Here is a 17,969-nt window from a genome sequence, read left to right on the forward strand (position 1 = left end):
GCGCCGTCACGACGCCGCGATGGCGTCGCTGCGGACGATGCCGACCGCGGCGGCGATCTTCACGGCCTCGAAGGGGACGAACGCGACCGCCGAGACGAGGAACGCCTCGACGAGGCCGACGTTCTGGACGTAGGCGAACCCGACGGTGCCGAGCGCGTATATCACGGCCGTTCCGAGCGTCATCGCGCCGACGAGGCGGACGACGCTCGCGTCCCGGTAGTCGCGCAGCGCGAATCCGCCGTGGACCGCCGCGCCGACGACGAACGCGGCGATCGGGTACGACCAGAGGTAGCCGGCCGTGAAGCCGACGAGCGGACCGATGCCGGACGACCCGCCGGCGAAGACCGGCGCGCCGACCGCGCCCGCGGCGAGGTAGAGCACCATCGCGGCCGCTCCCCACACCGGGCCGAGCATGATGCCGGCGAGGAACACCCCGAGCACCTGCAGCGTGATGGGGGACGGCGAGAGGGGGTTCGGAAACGAGACGTACGCGAACGCGCCCATCAGCGCGGCGAACAGCGCCGCCCGCGCGACGTTGCCGACGACCTCGTCGCCGACGAGGTCGACCGAATCGGTGGTGGTTGCCATAGGTCTCGTCGCTCGTAAACCCGCTTGTAATCTTCGGTTGACCGTGCGCCCGAGGTGACGCGTCCGGGATAGAGGCGCGGGAGACGGCGTGAGCCCGCCAGTAGGCTTTTGTACGCCCGCCGAGTCTAGACCCTGCCATGGATGAAAAAACCGCCGAGCTCCGGGACATCTTCATCGATGCGACGGGATCCGACACGGTGACGGAGAGCCAGGAGGAAAAGCGGGGCTCGCTCACCGACGACGAGGGGGAGGCGGACGAGCGCGTCGCCGAGATCATCTCGACGATGCGCGAGCGGTACGCGTTCGACTCCTCGCTCGACGACGGAGCGCTCCACCGGGTCGTTCGCGGCTTCTACGACGACGAGGGCGACAACGAGATCGCCGCCGACCTCGGCGTCGAGCCGCGGGAGGTGTTCGACGCGCGGATGGACCTCCACCTCGTCCGGGATGCGGACCGCGACGCCCCGTTCGACCTCGACAGACTCCGCTCGATGCTCGTCGAGAAGGTCCCGCTCGAAGAGCGTGCGGCGGCGCTGGACGCCGACGAACGCGTCGTCGCCAGGTTCAGCGAGGTCGCCGAGGCCGACCTCGAATCGACGCGCGCCAACGACCGCTTCCGCGACGAGTTCGAGGAGCTGCTGACCGACTCTGACCTCTCCGCCCAGCTCGCCAAGGACGCCCGCGAGGACGGGCTGAAGGAGGCGACCGAGGACATCGAGACGGACGTCTCGTTCTGAACCCTTTTCCGACGGCGCGACCGGCCGGGCAGTCACCGCTGGCGGCACCTGAAGGTTATATCCGAGGACGGGGCCAGTCCGCGGTGTGCCCTCGTTCGGAGACCTCGCCCGCGCCGCTTACTGCCCGCGCCAGCTGTACTACGCCCGCCGGGACGACCGCACTCCGCCGCCCGAGGCTACCGCCCGCAAGCGGCTCGCGCACCGGTACCCCGCGCTTCGGACGGCGGGCGACGAAACGCTGCGGTCGCTGCCGATCGATCTCGCGCCCGACGCCTACCGCGGCGCGCTCGACCGCCTCGCGGAGCGCGACGAGTGGGCGTCGCTGATCGATCCGGCAGAGACCGAGGCGTTCCTCGCCGGGCGCGACTGCCGCGGCGTCGCCGACAAGATCCTCGACGGCGAGCCGCCGATCCCCGCGCTCGTCTCGCCGGGATCGCCGCCTGACCGGGGCGTCTGGCGGCCGCAGGCCGTCAGGGCGGTCGCCGCGGCGAAGGTGCTCTCGTGGGAGCGCGAGCGCGAGATTCCGCGGGCGCTGGTCGAGTACCCCGCGTCCGCCGTCGTCCGCGAGGTCCGGCTGACGACGCGGCGGAAGGCGGCGTACCGCGAGGCGCTCAGGACGGTCCGCTCGCTCGACGGGCCGCCACCGCGGCTCCGGAACAGCGGCAAGTGCGGCCCTTGCGAGTACCGCGAAACGTGCGGCGTCCGGACGCGCTCTCTGAAGTCGCTGCTCGGGCTGTGACGGAGGATCGGCGTATCGGTAGTCCGCAGCCGCGTTTCCCGGCCAGCCGCCGCGTTCGTCGGTCCGCCGCCGCGTTCCCGTTCAGTCGCCGCGTTCCCCGGCCAGCCACGCCTCGATCTCGTCGGCCATCGCGCCGCGCCGGTGGACGACTCCCTCGCCGGGGTCGACGACGGTGCTCTCCGTCCCGGGCGTCTCGCCGCCGTCGACGATTGCGGCGACCCCCTCGCGGATGCGCTCGTCGAGGTCCGCCGGGCGGGTGACGCTCCCCGCCCCGCTGCGGTTCGCGCTGGTCGCGGTGATCGGCGTCGGTTCGACCGCTCGGAGGAGCGCCAGGGCGAGTTCGTGATCCGGGACGCGCACGCCGACGCGCTCGCGGCCGCCGGTCAGCACGTCGGGGAGCGCCTCCCGCCGTTCGACGACCACGGTGACCGGGCCGGGGAGGAACTCGCGCATGAACCGCTCCTCGCGCGGCGTCGGCTGAGTGTACTCCAGCGCGGCGTCCACGTCGGGGACCGCGAGCGAGAGCGGGTTGTCCCGCTCTCGCCCCTTCAGATCGAACACCCGTTCCACGGCGGACGCCGAGAGCGCGTCGGCGCCGAGACCGTACACCGTCTCCGTCGGGTAGACGACCGCCTCCCCGCGGCGGATCGCCTCGGCCGCGTTCGACAGATCTTCGCGCATGTCCGCGAGTCGGTCGCGGACGGAAAAAAGCGTACTGCGTTTGCCCCGTGCCTCGTCGGCCTCGAACGCCTGTCCCTCAGGTTCCGAACGTGCGTCCCGCCTACACGTTCGCCTCGATGGCGTCCTCGACCTCGTCGTAGTCGGGGAACTCCGGCCACTCGGTCGCGACCCACGCGTACTCTACGGTCCGGTCCTCGTCGAGCAGGAACACCGACGGCCGCGGTTCGCTTATCCCCGTCATCCCGTCGAGGTCGTGGTCGATCCCGTACTCGCGGGCGACGGCGTTCGACGGGTCCGAGAACAGCCGGTAGTCCATCCCGCGCTCCTCGATGAGCGTCTCGTGCTCGTACGGCGTCGAGATCGAGACGCCGACGACTGTCAGGCGGTCGCCCCACCCCCGGTCGCGGATCTCGTTCCACACGTACGTCGCCGGGAACGCCCCGTCCATCGTGTAGAAGACGAGGAGCACCGGCCCTTCGTCGGTGAGATCCGAAAGTGAGGCGTCTTCCCAGTACTCGGCGTTGACGAGCGGGCGGGTGAAGTCCGGCGCGGTGTCCCCCTCGTCGACGTGCTCCGTCTCGCCGAGGTCGACGACTTCGAAATCGACCATCAGGCGGCCCCCCCGTCCCCGTACGTCTTCTCCAGGTACTCGACGATGTTCGCGCTCTCGGACATCGTCAGGCCGGTGTTCTCGTCCACGATGGCGGGGACGGTCCGCTTGCCGCTGATCCGCTTTACGACGTTGCGGTCCGAGTGCATCGGTTCGACGAACCGCGATCGGTACTCGAGGTCGTACTCCTGCAGTTTGCGGACGACGCGCTCGCAGTACGGGCACGCCTGCAGTCGGTACAGCGTGATCGACGGCTGGTCGGCGGGCATGCGTCCCGGTTGGGGCGTTCCGCGCCTAAGGCCTTCGTTTCCGGAGGATTTCGAGGCCCCGCCGCGAGCGCCGGGAGAGGGCAACTCTTAATTCTGGGCCCGGTCAAGAATTCGTGTCACATGGGTTTGTCGCCGTCACTCGTGACCGCCAGTCTGTCCGCTCTGCCCGGACAGCTATCGCAGTTCGTCCCGATCGACCAGACGACGATCACGATCGGCGGCGTGCTCGCGATAGTCATCCTCATCGGCCTGTCGGCGTTCTTCTCCTCCTCGGAGATCGCGATGTTCTCGCTCGCGAAACACCGCGTCGAGTCGCTCGTGAACGACGGCGTCGGCGGCGCGGAGACGGTCAACGAGCTGAAGGAGAACCCCCACCGGCTCCTGGTGACGATCCTCGTCGGGAACAACATCGTCAACATCGCCATGTCGTCCATCGCGACGGCCATCGTCGGGTTCTACTTCGAACCCGGGCCGGCGGTGCTCATCTCGACGTTCGGCATCACCTCGCTCGTCCTCCTGTTCGGCGAGAGCGCCCCGAAATCGTACGCGGTCGAAAACACCGAATCGTGGGCGCTCACGGTCGCTCGACCGCTGAAGTACTCGGAGTACGTCCTCTTTCCGCTCGTCGTCACGTTCGATTACCTCACCCGGGTGATCAACAAGGTGACCGGCGGCCGGTCGGCCATCGAGACCTCGTACGTCACCCGCGACGAGATCCAGGACATGATCCAGACCGGCGAGCGCGAGGGCGTCATCGAGGAGGAGGAGCGCGAGATGCTCGACCGGATCTTCCGCTTCAACAACACCATCGCGAAGGAGGTGATGACCCCCCGCCTGGACATGACGGCCGTCCCCAAGGACGCCAGCATCGACGAGGCGATCGAGACCTGCGTTCAGAGCGACCACGAGCGCGTGCCGGTGTACGACGGGAACCTCGACAACATCGTCGGCATCGTCAACATCCGCGACCTCGTCCGGGAGAAGTACTACGGCGAGCGGGAGACGCGGCTGACGGACCTCGTCCACCCGACGCTGCACGTCCCGGAGTCGAAGAACGTCGACGAACTCCTCGCCGAGATCCAGGACAACCGGATGCAGATGGTCATCGTCATCGACGAGTTCGGGACCACCGAGGGGCTCATCACCCTGGAGGACATGGTCGAGGAGATCGTCGGCGACATCCTCGAAGGCGACGAGGAGGAGCCGTTCGAGTTCGTCGACGACAACACCTGTCTCGTCCGCGGCGAGGTCAACATCGACGAGGTGAACGAGGTGCTCGACCTCGAACTGCCCGAGGGCGAGGAGTTCGAGACGCTCGCGGGCTTCATCTTCAACCGCGCCGGCCGCCTCGTCGAGGAGGGCGAGGAGATCGAGTACGACGGCGTCACCATCTACATCGAACAGGTGGACAACACCCGGATCATGAAGGCCCGGATCACGAAGCCGGAGGAGCCGATCGCGGCCGACGAGGAGGGCGAGGGCGAGGGCGAGGAGGCCGAGGTCGAAAGCGGCGACTGACCGTCGGCCGACCGGATCCGCCTCTTCTGTCCTCACCGCCTCCCGGACTTCGTCCGCCTCTCCGACCTCGGCCACCTCCCCGACCCCGTTCGCCGTCTGTTCGGCCTACCGGCAGTCGTCTCCGCCCTCGTCCATCAGCGCGGCCTCCTCGGCCGCGCGGTACCGCGCGGCGACGTCGTCCCAGTCGACGACGTTCCAGAAGCTGTCGACGTACGCGCCGCGGTCGTTCTCGTACTGGAGGTAGTAGGCGTGCTCCCACACGTCGAGTACGAGCAGCGGCGTGGACCCCTGCACGGCGAGGTCGTTGTGCTTCTCCGCCTGGATCACGAGCAGCCCGTCGGAGAGGTGGTCGTAGACGAGCATGCCCCAACCGGACCCCTCGACGTTCTTTGCGGCCGCCGAGAAGTCGCTCTCGAACGCGTCGAGCGAGCCGAAGTCGTCCTCGATGGCGTCGGCGAGTTCGCCGCCTGGCTCGCCGCCGCCGTCCGGCGACATGTTCTCCCAGAAGGTCGAGTGGAGGACGTGCCCCGACAGGTTGAACGAGAGGTCGCGCTTCACGGCCTTGACGTCCCCGAAGTCGCCCGATTCGCGCATCTCCGCGAGCGTCTCCAGGGCGTCGTTCGCGCCGTCGACGTACCCCTGGTGGTGCTTGTCGTGGTGCAGTTCCATGATTCGCGCCTCGATGTGCGGTTCGAGCGCGTCGTAGTCGTACGGAAGCGGCGGAAGCTCGTATGTCATGTCGGTGGTGTCTGTCGGTTGCGTCGCGCGAGCCGTCGAAGCGCCCGTCACCGCGATCCCGGTGGCGATCCCGAACGCCCGGAGGTACGTTCGCCGGGTCGGCGAGGCGAACCCTTCGCGGATCCGCGTGCGGTCGCTGCTGTCGGTCATCTGTCGTCGGTACCTCAGCATAATACACTAACATACGCGTAAAAAATCAAGCGGCCGAATTTCTGGTTCGATCGTCGAATACGCCGTCACCCCGCGCCGTCGCCCCGGCGTCTCACGCGGTCCAGAACCGACCGAGAACGGTTCTCATAGGGAGTATCGTAGCCAGCCGCGGTTCCGAAGCCCGTCCTCGGATGGCGTCTCTCGGTCCTTCGCCGAGAATCTCTGAACTCCTCCGATACTCCCTGTCAGACCACCGCGTCGACGGCGAGGAACACGCCGTAGCTCACGGCGAACGCGAGCACGAGCGAACCGGCCCACGCTAACACGGTGTAGAGCATCTTCTTTCGGCTCACGCCGGAGCCGCCGGCGGCGTATCCGCTGCCGATGATCGCGCTGACGATGATCTCGTTGAACGAGACGGGAACGCCGAACGCCACGGCGATCTGGGCGATGGCGAACGACGGGATGAGCGCCGCGATCGAGCGCCGCGGGCCGAGCGAGGAGTAGTCCTGCGCGAGCGCCTTGATCATCCGCGGCGCGCCGGTCCACGAGCCCGCGAGCAGGCCCAGCCCGCCGCCGACGAGCAGCGCCCACAGGGGGACCGCGACCTGATCGAGCAGCGGGACCAGCGGACCGATGGCGAGGCCGACCTGGCTGCCGCCCGCGGAGAAGGCGACGAGCGCCCCGAGGACGAGCAGGAAGTATCGCTGGCCGGCGGCCGCGTCGTCGGCCATCTTCCGCGCGAGCGCGGCGGCCGCGAGCCCGCCGATCAGCGCGCTCACGACCACGAGACCGAGATCGACGCCGCGAACCGATGGCAGCCCCAGCGCGGAGCCGGCGACCCCCGCGATCGTCGACGGGCCGCCCTCCGACCCGAGCACCGCGAACTCGATGTTGGCGACGATGATCCCCACGACTCCGGCGAGGAGCGGAACGAACACTCGCTCGGAGGCGCGCTCGGCCCGGAGCAGTCGGGCCGTGCCGTACGCCGCGCCGCCGCCGACGAACGGAGTGAGTACCCAGAGGGCGAGGATCTGCTGGTACTTGAGCCACGCCGGCTCGCCGCCGAGGGCCAGTCCGACGCCGACGACCGCCCCGGTGACGGTGAACGCGGTCGCGATCGGGTAGCCGGTGAAGACGCCGACGGCGACGAGCGCGGCCGCGGCCAGGAGGCCGATCGCCGCGGCGGTCGCGGTGATGGGTGCGCCGCCGACGAGCTCCGTCCCCACGGCCTGCGTGACGTTTTCCCCCTGGAGAACCGCGCCGAGGAAGCCGAGGAGGCCGACGACGAACCCGGCGCGCATCACCGAGATGGCGTTCGCCCCCACGGCCGGCGCGAAGGGCGTCGATCCGGACGACCCCGCGCCGATGGCCCACGCCATGAACAGGCTGGCCGCCGCCGCGACGACGAGCGTGACGAGCGCCGCGACGGCTACCATCGCCCTCCCCCGCCGATCCGGTGAGTGCGTCCCTCGCGCATCGTCGGATCAGCGCCTGTCTCGCGCCTGCTCGTACCCCTCTCGGAGACCCAGCATCGTCCGCCGGACGAACAGATACGCGAAAAAGACGAACAGGAGCATGATCACGAGAAGCCCCAGAAACACGGGATCCAGGTTCTCGAGCGCGATGGCCACCATGTCCGCCCATATTTGCGGCGACGTGAAAGCCGTTTCGACGGCGAACGCAAGGAGGACAAAGCTCATGTCCCCGGCGAGGGAACCGGCGCGCGATGGCCGGCCTCCTGCCCTCCTCCCCCGACACGTCGGACGCGGGCGGCGGCGAGCCGCGAGTCGTCGGCGTCGACAGCGACGCGGCGGACGACCTGCTGTCGGCGCTCTCCTCGCGCACCGCCCGGCGCGTCCTCGCCGAACTCCACGAGGAGCCGTCCTCGCCGTCCGCCCTCGCCGACCGCGTCGACACCTCGCTGCAGAACGTCCAGTACCACCTCGGAAAACTGTCGGACGCCGACCTCGTCGAGGTCGTCGACACCGTCTACTCCGAGAAGGGCCGCGAGATGAAGGTGTACGCCCCCGCCGACCGCGCCCTCATCGTCGTCGCCGGACGCGAGGAGGACGCGACTGGCCTGCGGGCGACGCTCTCGCGCCTGCTCGGCGGCGTCGGCGCGCTCGCCGTCGCCAGCCTGCTCGTCGACCGCCTGCTCGGCGGGCCCACCGCGAACGTCTTCACGTCTCTGGGCGGCACCTCGGCGAGCGTCGACCGCGGCGCGTCCCCGGACGGTGGCGACGCCGGCGGTTCGTCCGCCGGAAGCGGCGGATCGACCGACATCGATTACCAGAGCCAGAATGCGGACGCGACCGACGGGACGGCGGCTTCGGCGGACGGAACCGCGAGCTCCGCCGACGGATCGGCATCGACTCCCGCTGATGGATCGACGGCGACTCCGACCGCCGACTCGACGGGGGCGGACGGTCCGGCGGCCGCCGACGCGACGCGGACGGAGGCCGCGACGACGGCGGACGCGGCGACAGAGACCGCCGCACCGGACGCGACCACGACCGCCGCGCCGGACACGACCACCGCGGCCCCGGACGGCGGCGGGTCGCCGACCGGGACGGCCGAGGCCACCGAGGCGGTCACCACCGCGTTCGACGCCGCCGACCCGGTCGCGACCGTCGACGCGCTCGCGGCCGCTCCCGGCGCGCTGTTCTTCCTCGGGGGGCTGACGGTGCTCCTCCTGGCGACGCTCGCTCTCGCATCCGGTAGGTAAAACGGTTGTTTGAGCTTACCGAGCGTATTTGATACGTCCGCCCCTACGCGTAATTGCGACGCCCGCTTCGGCCCTCCACCGCGGCTTTCCCGTCCGTCCCCGTCGACCCGTGCGTCCGGGCGTGCCCGGCGCCCGACCCCGAGTGTGCGTCCGTCTCGCCGATGCGGGCGGCGCGTGCCTCCGTTCTCCCGACGCGTTCCGTTCGCGGCGGCTCCGCGCCGATCTCAGCTTCCGCCCGCGACGCTCCCGTCCGTCGAGATCAGCCGATCGTCCCGGCGGCGGGGAGGTCGAACCGGTCGAACACCTCGCCGCCGGGCGTGCAGAACCGCCCCCTGAGACCGCCGTTGACGGGTTCGAGTTCGACGTGCGCCGCGCGGTACCCCCGCGGCTGGGCGTGGCTTCCCGGGTTGAGTAGCGGAATCTCCCCGGTCGCGTCGAAGGTCGGGCGGTGGCTGTGCCCGAAGACGACCGCGTCCGCGTTCCGCTCCCTGCCGAACAGCGAGAGCGCCGTCGGCCCGCCGCGCCGCGTGTGCGTCACCGCGAACTGGACCCCCCCGTACTCGACGGTCCGGGCCTCCGGGAGTCGCTCGCGGATCGCGCCGTCGTCGTTGTTCCCGTACACGGCCCGGAGCGTCCGGGCCTCCCGGTAGAACGCGTCGAGGACGGTCTCGGTCATGAAGTCGCCGGCGTGGACCACGAGATCCGCCTCCCGAACCGCCTCGAGGGTCCGTCCGGTGAGTCGGTGGCTGTCCCTGCCGTGGGTGTCGGAGACGACAGTGAGCATCGCCGACCGTACGACGCCCAGGAATAAACCACTCGTCCCTCCGGCACGGAGCGCGGCCGACGGCGGCCGGAGCGTCGAGCGGCCGCGCGGTGAACCGCCCCGACCGCTCCGCCGACCCACCGACCCGCCGATCCGCCTATCCGCCGATCGGCCGCCCCGACCGCTCCACCGACTCGCCGATCCGTCGACCGGGCGGAAGGTCTATCCGGCGCGCTCGTGTGGTGAGCGACATGGCAGGCGCAAGCACGTCGGTCGTCCTCGCCGCGCTCATCGCAAACGGCGCCATCGCGGTCATGAAGTTCTTCGGGTTTGTTCTCACGGGCAGCCCCTCCATGCTCTCGGAGACGTACCACTCCATCTCCGACACCGGCAACCAGGTCTTCCTGCTCTTCGGCATCCGGTACAGCGGTCAGGAGCCCACGCCGTCCCACCCGTTCGGCTACGGCAAGGCGCAGTTCTTCTACAGCTTCCTCGTCGCCGTGCTGCTGTTCGGCGTCGCCGGGTGGGAGAGCGTGAAGCACGGCTACGACGCCCTGACGCACGGCGGCCACGGCGGGGGCGGCCACCCGGTCGAGTTCCTCGGAATCGGCCCCTTCGACCCCATCTACGTGAACGTCGTCGTCCTCCTCGGGGCGATCGGGTTCGAGACCTACGCGTTCAAGAAGGCGAACGCGGAGCTCCGCCGCCAGATCGCGGAGTACGAGTGGAACGGGCTGGTCGACGCCTTCCGGAAGACGAGCGACGTGACGACGCTCACGGCGTTCACCGAGGACGCGATCGCGCTCGGCGGCGCGGCGCTGGCGCTCGTCGGCATCCTGCTGTCGGAGTTCACGGGCGACGAGACGTACGACGCGCTCGCGGCGCTGCTCATCGGGGTGATGCTGATGGGCTTCGCCGTCGCGCTCGCCTGGGAGAACAAGCGGCTCATCCTCGGCGAGAGCCTCCCGAGATCCGTCGAATCCGACCTCCGCGAGGTAGTCCGCTCGCACGAGACGGTCACCCACGTCGACGCCTTCCGGACGATGTTCGTCGGCGCAAACCAGGTGCTCGTCACCGCCGAGGTGAGTTTCGACCCCGACCTCGAAACCGACGATCTCGACGAGGACATCACGCAGATAAAGCGGAAGCTCCGGGAGGCGGACGACCGCGTCAGGATCGTCTACATCGAGCCGGAGATCTGAGAGCGGTCGCCGTTACCCGTCGAGCGCGACCGACGCGAGAAGCGCCTCCAGCTGCACCTTCTCGTTCGCGCCTTCCGTGATCCGGTAGTCGGCCTCGCCGATGCGCTCCAGGAGGCTGGCGGCCGCCCGCTCGTCGAGGTCGAAATCCCACACCGAGCGGTGTAGCTGGTCGATGATGTCGCCGCCGGCCATCCCCGTTTCGGTCAGGAGGCGGTCGAGCTTCGAGCGCGCCTGCGCGAAGTCGCCGTCGACCGCGGCCGCCACCATCGACTCGATCTCCTCCGGCCGGGCGGTGCTCGTGATCGTGTAGACGGCCTCGGCGTCGACGACCTCGCCGGTCGTGGCCGCGGCCTGCAGCGAGTTGATCGCCCGGCGCATGTCGCCGTCGGCGGCGTACACCAGCGCGTCCAGCCCCTCCTCCGTGAGCGATATCCCCTCGCTCTCGGCGATCTCGCGGGTCTGCGCCGCGACCGCCTCGTCCGACAGCGGCGAGAACCGGAACACCGCGCACCGCGACTGGATGGGGTCGATGATCTTCGAGGAGTAGTTACACGAGAGGACGAAGCGGGTGTTGTCGGAGAACTGCTCCATGGTCCGGCGGAGGGCGGACTGGGCGTCGGAGGTGAGCGAATCAGCCTCGTCCAGGAAGATGATGCGGTAGTCGTACCCGCCGAACGACGACCGCGCGAAGTTCTTGATGCGGTCGCGGACCACGTCGATGCCGCGCTCGTCCGAGGCGTTGAGTTCGAGGAAGTTCCCGCGCCAGTCGTCGCCGTACACCTCGCGGGCGATGGCGGTCGCGCAGGTGGTCTTTCCCACGCCGGCTGGGCCGGCAAATAAAAGGTGCGGCAGGTCGCTCTGCTCGATGTAGCTCTCCAGGCGGGAGACGATGTCCTCGTGTCCGAACACGTCGTCGAGAGTCTGCGGGCGGTACTTCTCGATCCAGATTTCCCGACCCGGCGACGGACCCTCGGCCTCGGCCTCGCTCATACCCGCCGTAGGGGCCGGTCGGGTGATAAAGTCCCCGAGATGGGGTCGCGCGGGTCGCCCGAACCGCGGGGCGGTTCGACGTGCGATCCGATAGAACGGCTCGCCCGCTCCGCCCCGCGAAGGCAACGCTGAAACCGCCGGACGTCCGACCGTCCCGCATGGACGTCACCGTCGAGGTCGTGGGGGAGGAGACCCGCGCGGTCAGGGTGGCCGACGACGCGACCTACGCGGACCTCCTCGCTCCGTTCGACCTCAGCCCGCACGAGGTGAGCGTGCTCGTCGAGGGCCGCCCCGTCCCCGAGGACCAGCCCGTCGAGACGGACCGCGTGAAGGTGCTGCGGCTCATCAAGGGGGGGTAGCGGCCGCGATGGGCGACGGACCGACGGCCGACGACTCGCCGAACGCGACGGTTCGCGAGGCCGACCCGGACGACCTCCTCGACGTCATGCGAGTTCTCGACGCCGCGATGCTCGAAGCCGACGCCGACGCGGTCCGGGAGCGGATCGCCGCGGGGGAGGCGCTCGTCGCCGAGGCGGACGGCGCGGTCGTCGGCGCGCTCGCGCTCGACGGCTCGCGCGTCGAAGCCGTCGCCGTCCGTCGCACCCGCCGGGGGCGGGGGATCGGATCGGCGCTCGTCGAGGCCGCGGCGGTTCGGACCGGGGACCTGACCGCCGAGTTCGACCCGCGCGTCCGGCCGTTCTACGAGTCGCTCGGGTTCGACGTCGAACCGCGGAGCAGGCGGCTGCGGGGGCGGCTGCGCCGCGAGCGGTGACCCGCTCTCAGGGCGAGTCGTCGCCGTCGACCGACCCGTCGGACTCGACGGATTCGACGGACTCGACCGATCCGCCTCCGGCGTCCGCTCTCATGCACGTCGCCGACTCGGGGCAGAGCGACGCGAACTGCGCCGTCTCCCGGATCGCCTCGGGCGCGTCGCTCCGGTCGATCCGCTTGAAGCCGAGTCGCTCGAAGAAGTCGGCGGCCGTCGTCGTGAGGAGGTACAGCGTCTCGACGCCCCGCGCCGACGCGTACTCCCGGAGCGCGTCGCACATCTCCCGGCCGTAGCCCGACCCCCGCCGCCGCTCGTCGACCGCGACCGAGCGGAGCAGCGCGTCGGAGCCGTACCGTTCGAGGCCGCCGACGGCGACGACGCCGGGTTCGGCGTCGACGGCTCCGACGAACAGCTCGACGCCCGACTCCCGCGCGTCGTCCGCCGGGAGGCCGCTCCGTTCGAGGAGCGAGACGGCGGCCTCCAGGTCCGACGCGGTCGCCCGACGGATCGTCATCGCGGTCCCCATCTCCGTCCCTCAGAGGACCGACTCGACGAGCTCGCGCCCGTCGGCCAGGAGTTCGCCCACGCTGTCTTCGCTGTCGGCCTCGGCGTAGACGCGCATCTTCGGCTCGGTGCCGCTCGGGCGGACGAGCAGCCAGGAGCCGTCGTCGAGGAGGAGCTTGAACCCGTCGAGCGTCACGACCTTCGCCACCTCGTGGCCGGCGACCGTCTCCGGGATCTCCGCTTCGAGGTCCGACAGCACCCGCTCCTTCTCGCCGTCGGGGCAGTCGAGGCTGACCTTGTCCGAGACGATGTCGCCGTGTTCGTCGGTCAGCCGGTCGACGCGGTCGTCGAGCGGCTCCTCGTCGACCGCCGCGGCGGCGAGCAGCGCCATGAGGACGCCGTCCTTCTCGCGGATGTGCCCCCGGACGCTGAAGCCGCCGGACTCCTCGCCGCCGACGAGGGCGTCGTGTTCGCCCATCGCCTTCGCGACCCACTTGAACCCGACCGGCGTCTCGATCACCTCCTCGCCGTGGGCCTCGGCGATACGGTCGATGAGGAACGTCGTCGGGACGCTCCGCACCGCCGGGCCGGCGTCGGATTCCAGGAGATAGTCGTACACCGCCGCGAAGAAGAGGTTCTCGTCGAGGTAGCCCCGGCCGGGCGTGACGACCGCGAGGCGGTCGGCGTCGCCGTCGTTCGCCACGCCGAGGTCGGCGTCGCGCTCGCGGACGGCCTCGACGAGCCCCGTCAGGTGTTCCGGGCTCGGCTCCGGCGACTCCCCGCCGAAGGTGGGGTCGCGGTCGGTTCGGAGGCGGACCACGTCCGCGCCGGCGGATTCGAGCAGGTCGTCCGTCACGCCCCGACCGCTGCCGTGCATGGCGTCGTAGACGACCGTGAGATTCGAGAGATCCCCGGCGTCCACGAGGTCGCGGGCGTGCTCGGCGTGGTCCGAGACGAGGTCGACGCGCTCCGTCGATCCGCGCTCGCCCTCCGGGAGGAGGTCGGGCTCGCGGAGGTTCGCCTCGATGCGCTCCGTCACCTCGGGGAGCGCGGGCGCGCCGTCCTCGGGGATGAACTTCACGCCGTTGTACTCCGGCGGGTTGTGCGAGGCGGTCACCATCAGCGCGCCCGCGAGGCCGCGCGAGACGATCCCCCAGGCGACCACGGGCGTGGGGCGGTCGCGCTCGGGGAGCAGCACGTCGAACCCGTTGCCGGTGAGCACCTCCGCGAGGCTCTCCGCGAACCCCTCGGAGGTCTCGCGAGCGTCGTATCCCACGAGGACGGGTTCGTCGCGCCCCTCCTCGCGGAGGTAGTCGGCGACGGCCTGCCCGACGACGCGCACTCGCTCGTCGGTGAAGGTGTCGAGCGTCGCCCGCCAACCGTCCGTGCCGAACGAAATCTCGTCCATATCCTACCCTCCCCCTCACCCGGTAAAAAACCATCTCACCGTCGGGTGGTAACGCCCCCGGCGTCGGGTGCTAGCGATTCTCGACGGCCGTACGTCGGGGTGACGGCGCGGCGGCGGGCCGTCTCGGGCACCTTTTATCCGCGCGTCCCCGAAAGGTGGACAATGACGACAGTCGTCGCCGTCAGCGGCAGCCGCCGCGAAGGAAGCTACACTCGCGCAGCGCTCCGGTACGCGCTCGACGCCGCCGACGAGGCGGGCGCGGACACCGACTTCATCGACCTCGGCGCGGTCGACCTCCCGCTGTACCACCCCGACATCGACGAACAGGGCGACTCGCCGGACCTGCTGCGCCGGGTGCGCGAGGCCGACGGCGTGATCGTCGGCTCGCCCGTCTACCACGGCTCGTACTCCTCGACGTTCAAGAACTTCCACGACTACTGCTCGTTCGACGAGTACGAGGACACCGCCGTCGGGCTGCTCGCGGTCGCGGGGGGCGGCTCCTACGGCAGCACTCTCGAACACCTCCGGAGCACCGTCAGGGGCGTCCACGGGTTCGTCATCCCCCACCAGGTCGGGATCCGGAGCGCCTACGAGAAGTTCGAGGAGGTCCCGTCGATCCAGGGGGACGGCGAGGGTATCGAGTACGAGTTCGTCGACGAACCGCTCCGAGAGCGCACCGAGAAGCTGGGCCGAAAGGTCGCAGCGCACGCCGCGCTCCTCCGGCGGCGGCCGGAAGCCGCTGACGCGAGCGAGTAGCCGTCGCTACCCCTCGCCGACCAGCCGCTCCTTCTGCCGCCGCGAGAGCGATTTGATCTCGTACTCGCGGCTCATCGCGGCCGACTTCGAGCGGTACGACTCCGCGTGGACGAGTTCCACCGGCGTCCGACCTCGCGTGTACTTCGCCCCAGTCCCGTCGTTGTGCTCCTCGACCCGGCGGTCTGGATCCGTCGTGTATCCGGTGTAGTAGGTGCCGTCGGCGCACTCCACGACGTAGACGTAGTGCACGGACGCGGGTACGGCCCGTCGGGAATAAGTCCGAGGGGTTCCGCGGCCGCGGCGGACAGAACAGCTTCGCGTGGTGGTCGTGTTGCGTTACCCGGTCAGCGGTCAGGCGTTGCGGGTGCGTTGGCGTGCGACTTCGGCGATTCCCGCGTTCGCGGAACAGTTGGGACAGGCGAACACTCGCCCGTACTCGTCTGCGAACACGCGCGCGAAGCGCTCAGACACGTGCGACCCGCAGTGGTCGCAACTTGGCATGTTCGTCCGGCATCCACCGTAGCCGGTACCCTGTCGTATGTGTCCCAGGCTCAAATACCCTTCCTCACGCGCGCACGCGCATGCGAACGACAAAAACCGCGTTCGAGGCGTGAACCAGTCCCGTTCGAGGAACGGACTACCGTTCGATCGGCGAACTAGCCGTCCGATCGCCTACTCGGTCGCCGATCCCGTTTCCCTCGCGGCCGCGACCGCCCGCGCGATCAGCCCGGCCTGCGCGCCCGCGACGAAGCCCGCGCCGACGTTCACGACCGACAGCACCGTACACGACTGCAGCATCCCGTACAGCGCGGCCTCGCCCTCGCCGGCCGCGCCGTACCCCGTCGGCACCGGGAGGCCGATGACCGGCGTGTCGACGAGCCCCGCGACCACCGTCGGGAGCGCGCCCTCGCGCCCCGCGGCGACGACGAGCACGTCGGCCGCCCGGAGGGCGTCGAGGTGATCCAGCACGCGGCCGAGGTGCGCGACGCCGACGTCGGAGATGAGCTCGACGGTCGCGCCCATCTCGCGCGCGATGACGGCCGCCTCGCCCGCGACCGCCGCGTCCGAGGTGCCGCCGGTGACGACGCGGACGGTCGCGTCCACCGACGGCGGTTCGAAGTCGGGGTCGCGGACGACGACTGTCCGCGCGCGGCCGTCGCGGGCCGCGGACGCCTCCGGGACCGCCCGCCGGACGGCGTCGACCGTCGCGTCGTCGGCGCGGGTGACGATCGCCCTGCCGGTCGTCTCGACCGCCGCGGCCGCGAGCGTCGCGACCTCGTCGGCCGTCTTTCCCTCCGCGAGGATCGCCTCCGGCACGCCCCGGCGCGTCTCGCGCGCCGCGTCGAATCGCCCGGCGTCGGTGGTCGCGTACCCCCGCAACTGCGCCTCCGCGGCCGCGGGAGAGAGATCCCCGCGTGCGACCGCTTCAAGGATGTCGCGCATGGTCGGCCTACGGGGGTCCGGTACTCGTAGGTGTCGCTCCCGGTCGCCCGTGAGGTCCCGCGGGCCCCTGCAGGGTCCTCGCAGCTATCAACGCGAGGGTATATGAATCCGTCGGCTAGATTCCGCCACATACCTGCGACACAAGGGCTGACGGTGCGATTTGGGAAATCTTATTAATAAGGGGGCGGTATGCGGGAATGCATGGCAGACCTCATTGTCAAAGCCGCCGTCAAGGAAGCGCTGCAGGACAAGAACGTCGCTTCGGACTTCTACGACGCGCTGGACGAGCAGGTGAAGGAGCTTCTCGACGACGCCGCTCGCCGCGCCGAGGAAAACGACCGCAAGACGGTCCAGCCCCGCGACCTGTAAGCAGGGTCTTCGGACCGAAGCTTCTCGATATTTTTCGCGCCCGAGCGACGGCGCCGCGCCGGCGAGTCCGGGACGACCACTCCCCGCCGAGCCGGGAGATTCTCACTCGTCGCCGAACCGATAGACCGTCGCGCGTCGCCGAATCAGCGGACCGTCACTCGCCGCCGAATCGGCGGACCGTCACCCCCTCGTCGGTCCCGACGTGGACCTCGTCCGCGAGGCCGACGAACAGCCCGTGCTCGACGACGCCGGGCGTCCCGGAGAGCGTCCGCGCCAGCGCGGCCGGGTCGTCGATCCGCCCGAAGTCGCAGTCGAGCACGAGGTTGCCGTTGTCGGTCACTACCGGTCCGTCCTTCCGCTCGGCGCTCCGGAGGGTCGGCTCGCCCCCCGCGCCCTCGATCGCGCGCGCGACGGCCGTCCGGGCGGCGGGGAGCACCTCGACCGGCACGGGGCGGTCGAGCGCGTCGCTCTCCTTCGAGGGGTCCGCGACCACGACGAACCGCTTCGCGGCGGCGTCGACGATTTTCTCCCGCGCGTGCGCCGCTCCCCCGCCCTTGATGAGGTCGCCGCCGGCGATCTGATCGGCCCCGTCGAGGGCGAGGTCGACCGACTCGACCTCGTCGAGCGCGACGAGCGGCACCCCGACCTCGCGCGCGAGTTCGCGCGAGGCGAAGGAGGTCGGGACGCCCCGGACGTCGAGCCCCGCGTCGACCGCGCGGCCGAGCGCCCGGATCGCGTGGGCCGCCGTGCTCCCCGTGCCGAGTCCGACCGTCATCCCGTCGTCGGCGAGCGCCGCGGCGCTCTCGCCGGCGCGGCGTTTCGCCCCGTCGCTTCCGCCGGTGTTCTTCATGTGGGGCGTGTTCCCGGCGCGGAGCAAAAGCGCTCGGGGTTTTCGGCCGTCGAGCGCGCCCGTTCGACGCCGGACTCCGGACCGGCCGAACAGCCGATCGGTTTCCGTGGCCGACGTATTGCCGGAGGGGGTTTATCCCCGCGGGCGACGGAGAGTG

24 protein-coding genes are annotated in these 17,969 nt (G+C 70.3%); 9 read left to right on the top strand and 15 right to left on the bottom strand.

The window, feature by feature from the left end; translation table 11 throughout:
* Positions 1-6 precede the first annotated feature (6 nt).
* Positions 7-588: a biotin transporter BioY gene (locus CNO20_RS06060; protein ID WP_101295243.1), complete on the bottom strand. Its 582-nt coding sequence runs from the start codon at positions 586-588 to the stop codon at positions 7-9.
* Between the two features lie 137 nt (positions 589-725).
* Here CNO20_RS06060 and CNO20_RS06065 point away from each other — a divergent pair, with 137 nt between their 5' ends.
* Positions 726-1,325 (top strand): conditioned medium-induced protein 4, encoded by a 600-nt coding sequence (locus CNO20_RS06065; RefSeq protein WP_101295244.1) that lies wholly within the window; start codon positions 726-728, stop codon positions 1,323-1,325.
* Between the two features lie 85 nt (positions 1,326-1,410).
* Complete coding sequence (locus CNO20_RS06070) at positions 1,411-2,064, top strand: CRISPR-associated protein Cas4 (RefSeq protein ID WP_101295245.1); 654 nt, start codon at positions 1,411-1,413, stop codon at positions 2,062-2,064.
* An 81-nt stretch (positions 2,065-2,145) separates the two neighbouring features.
* Here CNO20_RS06070 and CNO20_RS06075 read toward each other — a convergent pair whose 3' ends face one another.
* The 3 genes from CNO20_RS06075 to CNO20_RS06085 form a co-directional block, all read right to left on the bottom strand.
* Positions 2,146-2,745 (bottom strand): L-threonylcarbamoyladenylate synthase, encoded by a 600-nt coding sequence (locus CNO20_RS06075; RefSeq protein ID WP_101295246.1) that lies wholly within the window; start codon positions 2,743-2,745, stop codon positions 2,146-2,148.
* Between the two features lie 100 nt (positions 2,746-2,845).
* A complete protein-coding gene (locus CNO20_RS06080) occupies positions 2,846-3,355 on the bottom strand; it encodes a redoxin domain-containing protein (RefSeq protein ID WP_101295247.1) in 510 nt (169 codons plus the stop codon).
* Positions 3,355-3,624: a glutaredoxin family protein gene (locus CNO20_RS06085; RefSeq protein ID WP_101295248.1), complete on the bottom strand. Its 270-nt coding sequence runs from the start codon at positions 3,622-3,624 to the stop codon at positions 3,355-3,357. Before CNO20_RS06085 ends, CNO20_RS06080 begins: the two co-directional genes overlap by 1 nt.
* 120 nt (positions 3,625-3,744) lie before the next feature.
* On the opposite strand from CNO20_RS06085, the gene CNO20_RS06090 reads away from it, so the two are divergent.
* Positions 3,745-5,142: a hemolysin family protein gene (locus tag CNO20_RS06090; RefSeq protein ID WP_101295249.1), complete on the top strand. Its 1,398-nt coding sequence runs from the start codon at positions 3,745-3,747 to the stop codon at positions 5,140-5,142.
* A 105-nt stretch (positions 5,143-5,247) separates the two neighbouring features.
* Here CNO20_RS06090 and CNO20_RS06095 read toward each other — a convergent pair whose 3' ends face one another.
* The 3 genes from CNO20_RS06095 to CNO20_RS23225 all read right to left on the bottom strand — a co-directional run bounded on the left by CNO20_RS06095 (position 5,248) and on the right by CNO20_RS23225 (position 7,667).
* Positions 5,248-6,030: a superoxide dismutase gene (locus tag CNO20_RS06095; RefSeq protein ID WP_101295250.1), complete on the bottom strand. Its 783-nt coding sequence runs from the start codon at positions 6,028-6,030 to the stop codon at positions 5,248-5,250.
* Between the two features lie 245 nt (positions 6,031-6,275).
* Positions 6,276-7,469 (bottom strand): inorganic phosphate transporter, encoded by a 1,194-nt coding sequence (locus tag CNO20_RS06100; protein WP_101295251.1) that lies wholly within the window; start codon positions 7,467-7,469, stop codon positions 6,276-6,278.
* Positions 7,470-7,517: 48 nt separating this feature from the next.
* Positions 7,518-7,667, bottom strand: coding sequence for a DUF7859 family protein (locus CNO20_RS23225; RefSeq protein WP_199174748.1), 150 nt, complete (start codon positions 7,665-7,667; stop codon positions 7,518-7,520).
* Between the two features lie 92 nt (positions 7,668-7,759).
* On the opposite strand from CNO20_RS23225, the gene CNO20_RS06105 reads away from it, so the two are divergent.
* Positions 7,760-8,758, top strand: a complete 999-nt coding sequence (locus tag CNO20_RS06105) for an ArsR/SmtB family transcription factor (RefSeq protein ID WP_101295252.1) — start codon at positions 7,760-7,762, stop codon at positions 8,756-8,758.
* A 259-nt stretch (positions 8,759-9,017) separates the two neighbouring features.
* Here CNO20_RS06105 and CNO20_RS06110 read toward each other — a convergent pair whose 3' ends face one another.
* The gene (locus CNO20_RS06110; protein ID WP_101295253.1) at positions 9,018-9,542 is read right to left on the bottom strand and encodes a metallophosphoesterase; all 525 of its coding nucleotides are present in this window, start codon (positions 9,540-9,542) and stop codon (positions 9,018-9,020) included.
* Between the two features lie 230 nt (positions 9,543-9,772).
* Here CNO20_RS06110 and CNO20_RS06115 point away from each other — a divergent pair, with 230 nt between their 5' ends.
* On the top strand, positions 9,773-10,723 hold the full coding sequence (locus tag CNO20_RS06115; RefSeq protein ID WP_101295254.1) for a cation diffusion facilitator family transporter: 951 nt from the start codon (positions 9,773-9,775) through the stop codon (positions 10,721-10,723).
* A gap of 12 nt (positions 10,724-10,735) precedes the next feature.
* Here the strand turns inward: CNO20_RS06115 and CNO20_RS06120 are convergent, their stop codons facing one another.
* Positions 10,736-11,713, bottom strand: a complete 978-nt coding sequence (locus tag CNO20_RS06120; RefSeq protein ID WP_101295255.1) for a replication factor C small subunit — start codon at positions 11,711-11,713, stop codon at positions 10,736-10,738.
* Between the two features lie 158 nt (positions 11,714-11,871).
* On the opposite strand from CNO20_RS06120, the gene samp2 reads away from it, so the two are divergent.
* Positions 11,872-12,072, top strand: coding sequence for a ubiquitin-like small modifier protein SAMP2 (samp2, locus tag CNO20_RS06125; protein WP_101295256.1), 201 nt, complete (start codon positions 11,872-11,874; stop codon positions 12,070-12,072).
* Between the two features lie 8 nt (positions 12,073-12,080).
* Positions 12,081-12,485, top strand: a complete 405-nt coding sequence (locus CNO20_RS06130; RefSeq protein WP_101295257.1) for a GNAT family N-acetyltransferase — start codon at positions 12,081-12,083, stop codon at positions 12,483-12,485.
* A gap of 7 nt (positions 12,486-12,492) precedes the next feature.
* On the opposite strand, the gene arsN2 is transcribed toward CNO20_RS06130, so the two are convergent.
* Positions 12,493-13,008 (bottom strand): arsenic resistance N-acetyltransferase ArsN2, encoded by a 516-nt coding sequence (arsN2, locus tag CNO20_RS06135; protein WP_101295258.1) that lies wholly within the window; start codon positions 13,006-13,008, stop codon positions 12,493-12,495.
* A 9-nt stretch (positions 13,009-13,017) separates the two neighbouring features.
* On the bottom strand, positions 13,018-14,394 hold the full coding sequence (locus CNO20_RS06140) for a phosphoglucomutase/phosphomannomutase family protein (protein ID WP_101295259.1): 1,377 nt from the start codon (positions 14,392-14,394) through the stop codon (positions 13,018-13,020).
* A 162-nt stretch (positions 14,395-14,556) separates the two neighbouring features.
* Between CNO20_RS06140 and CNO20_RS06145 the strand changes: the two genes are divergently transcribed.
* A complete protein-coding gene (locus CNO20_RS06145; RefSeq protein WP_101295260.1) occupies positions 14,557-15,150 on the top strand; it encodes an NADPH-dependent FMN reductase in 594 nt (197 codons plus the stop codon).
* Positions 15,151-15,156: 6 nt separating this feature from the next.
* Here the strand turns inward: CNO20_RS06145 and CNO20_RS06150 are convergent, their stop codons facing one another.
* The 3 genes from CNO20_RS06150 to larB form a co-directional block, all read right to left on the bottom strand.
* Complete coding sequence (locus CNO20_RS06150; protein ID WP_101295261.1) at positions 15,157-15,399, bottom strand: GIY-YIG nuclease family protein; 243 nt, start codon at positions 15,397-15,399, stop codon at positions 15,157-15,159.
* 102 nt (positions 15,400-15,501) lie between these two features.
* Positions 15,502-15,651: a DUF7563 family protein gene (locus tag CNO20_RS24495; protein WP_449405038.1), complete on the bottom strand. Its 150-nt coding sequence runs from the start codon at positions 15,649-15,651 to the stop codon at positions 15,502-15,504.
* A gap of 171 nt (positions 15,652-15,822) precedes the next feature.
* Positions 15,823-16,593, bottom strand: coding sequence for a nickel pincer cofactor biosynthesis protein LarB (gene larB, locus CNO20_RS06155; RefSeq protein WP_101295262.1), 771 nt, complete (start codon positions 16,591-16,593; stop codon positions 15,823-15,825).
* A 201-nt stretch (positions 16,594-16,794) separates the two neighbouring features.
* Between larB and CNO20_RS06160 the strand changes: the two genes are divergently transcribed.
* A complete protein-coding gene (locus CNO20_RS06160; protein ID WP_101295263.1) occupies positions 16,795-16,962 on the top strand; it encodes a DUF1931 family protein in 168 nt (55 codons plus the stop codon).
* Between the two features lie 154 nt (positions 16,963-17,116).
* On the opposite strand, the gene rpiA is transcribed toward CNO20_RS06160, so the two are convergent.
* Positions 17,117-17,812, bottom strand: coding sequence for a ribose-5-phosphate isomerase RpiA (rpiA, locus tag CNO20_RS06165; protein ID WP_101295264.1), 696 nt, complete (start codon positions 17,810-17,812; stop codon positions 17,117-17,119).
* Between the last annotated feature and the right edge of the window lie 157 nt (positions 17,813-17,969).

It is taken from the genome of Halegenticoccus soli (assembly GCF_002844195.1).
In the GTDB taxonomy this organism is placed as follows: domain Archaea; phylum Halobacteriota; class Halobacteria; order Halobacteriales; family Haloferacaceae; genus Halegenticoccus; species Halegenticoccus soli.

Excerpts from the sequence above, each read along its gene's own strand:
- CNO20_RS06075 (WP_101295246.1), bottom strand. The coding sequence starts at position 2,745 with ATGCGCGAAGATCTGTCGAACGCGGCCGAGGCGATCCGCCGCGGGGAG.
- CNO20_RS06160 (WP_101295263.1), top strand. The coding sequence starts at position 16,795 with ATGGCAGACCTCATTGTCAAAGCCGCCGTCAAGGAAGCGCTGCAGGAC.
- CNO20_RS06065 (WP_101295244.1), top strand. The coding sequence starts at position 726 with ATGGATGAAAAAACCGCCGAGCTCCGGGACATCTTCATCGATGCGACG.
- CNO20_RS06095 (WP_101295250.1), bottom strand. The coding sequence starts at position 6,030 with ATGACCGACAGCAGCGACCGCACGCGGATCCGCGAAGGGTTCGCCTCG.
- CNO20_RS06090 (WP_101295249.1), top strand. The coding sequence starts at position 3,745 with ATGGGTTTGTCGCCGTCACTCGTGACCGCCAGTCTGTCCGCTCTGCCC.
- larB (WP_101295262.1), bottom strand. The coding sequence starts at position 16,593 with ATGCGCGACATCCTTGAAGCGGTCGCACGCGGGGATCTCTCTCCCGCG.
- CNO20_RS06130 (WP_101295257.1), top strand. The coding sequence starts at position 12,081 with ATGGGCGACGGACCGACGGCCGACGACTCGCCGAACGCGACGGTTCGC.
- samp2 (WP_101295256.1), top strand. The coding sequence starts at position 11,872 with ATGGACGTCACCGTCGAGGTCGTGGGGGAGGAGACCCGCGCGGTCAGG.
- CNO20_RS06080 (WP_101295247.1), bottom strand. The coding sequence starts at position 3,355 with ATGGTCGATTTCGAAGTCGTCGACCTCGGCGAGACGGAGCACGTCGAC.
- CNO20_RS06085 (WP_101295248.1), bottom strand. The coding sequence starts at position 3,624 with ATGCCCGCCGACCAGCCGTCGATCACGCTGTACCGACTGCAGGCGTGC.
- CNO20_RS06120 (WP_101295255.1), bottom strand. The coding sequence starts at position 11,713 with ATGAGCGAGGCCGAGGCCGAGGGTCCGTCGCCGGGTCGGGAAATCTGG.
- CNO20_RS06115 (WP_101295254.1), top strand. The coding sequence starts at position 9,773 with ATGGCAGGCGCAAGCACGTCGGTCGTCCTCGCCGCGCTCATCGCAAAC.
- CNO20_RS06145 (WP_101295260.1), top strand. The coding sequence starts at position 14,557 with ATGACGACAGTCGTCGCCGTCAGCGGCAGCCGCCGCGAAGGAAGCTAC.
- CNO20_RS23225 (WP_199174748.1), bottom strand. The coding sequence starts at position 7,667 with ATGGTGGCCATCGCGCTCGAGAACCTGGATCCCGTGTTTCTGGGGCTT.
- CNO20_RS24495 (WP_449405038.1), bottom strand. The coding sequence starts at position 15,651 with ATGCCAAGTTGCGACCACTGCGGGTCGCACGTGTCTGAGCGCTTCGCG.
- rpiA (WP_101295264.1), bottom strand. The coding sequence starts at position 17,812 with ATGAAGAACACCGGCGGAAGCGACGGGGCGAAACGCCGCGCCGGCGAG.
- CNO20_RS06100 (WP_101295251.1), bottom strand. The coding sequence starts at position 7,469 with ATGGTAGCCGTCGCGGCGCTCGTCACGCTCGTCGTCGCGGCGGCGGCC.
- CNO20_RS06110 (WP_101295253.1), bottom strand. The coding sequence starts at position 9,542 with ATGCTCACTGTCGTCTCCGACACCCACGGCAGGGACAGCCACCGACTC.
- CNO20_RS06060 (WP_101295243.1), bottom strand. The coding sequence starts at position 588 with ATGGCAACCACCACCGATTCGGTCGACCTCGTCGGCGACGAGGTCGTC.
- CNO20_RS06140 (WP_101295259.1), bottom strand. The coding sequence starts at position 14,394 with ATGGACGAGATTTCGTTCGGCACGGACGGTTGGCGGGCGACGCTCGAC.
- CNO20_RS06105 (WP_101295252.1), top strand. The coding sequence starts at position 7,760 with ATGGCCGGCCTCCTGCCCTCCTCCCCCGACACGTCGGACGCGGGCGGC.
- arsN2 (WP_101295258.1), bottom strand. The coding sequence starts at position 13,008 with ATGGGGACCGCGATGACGATCCGTCGGGCGACCGCGTCGGACCTGGAG.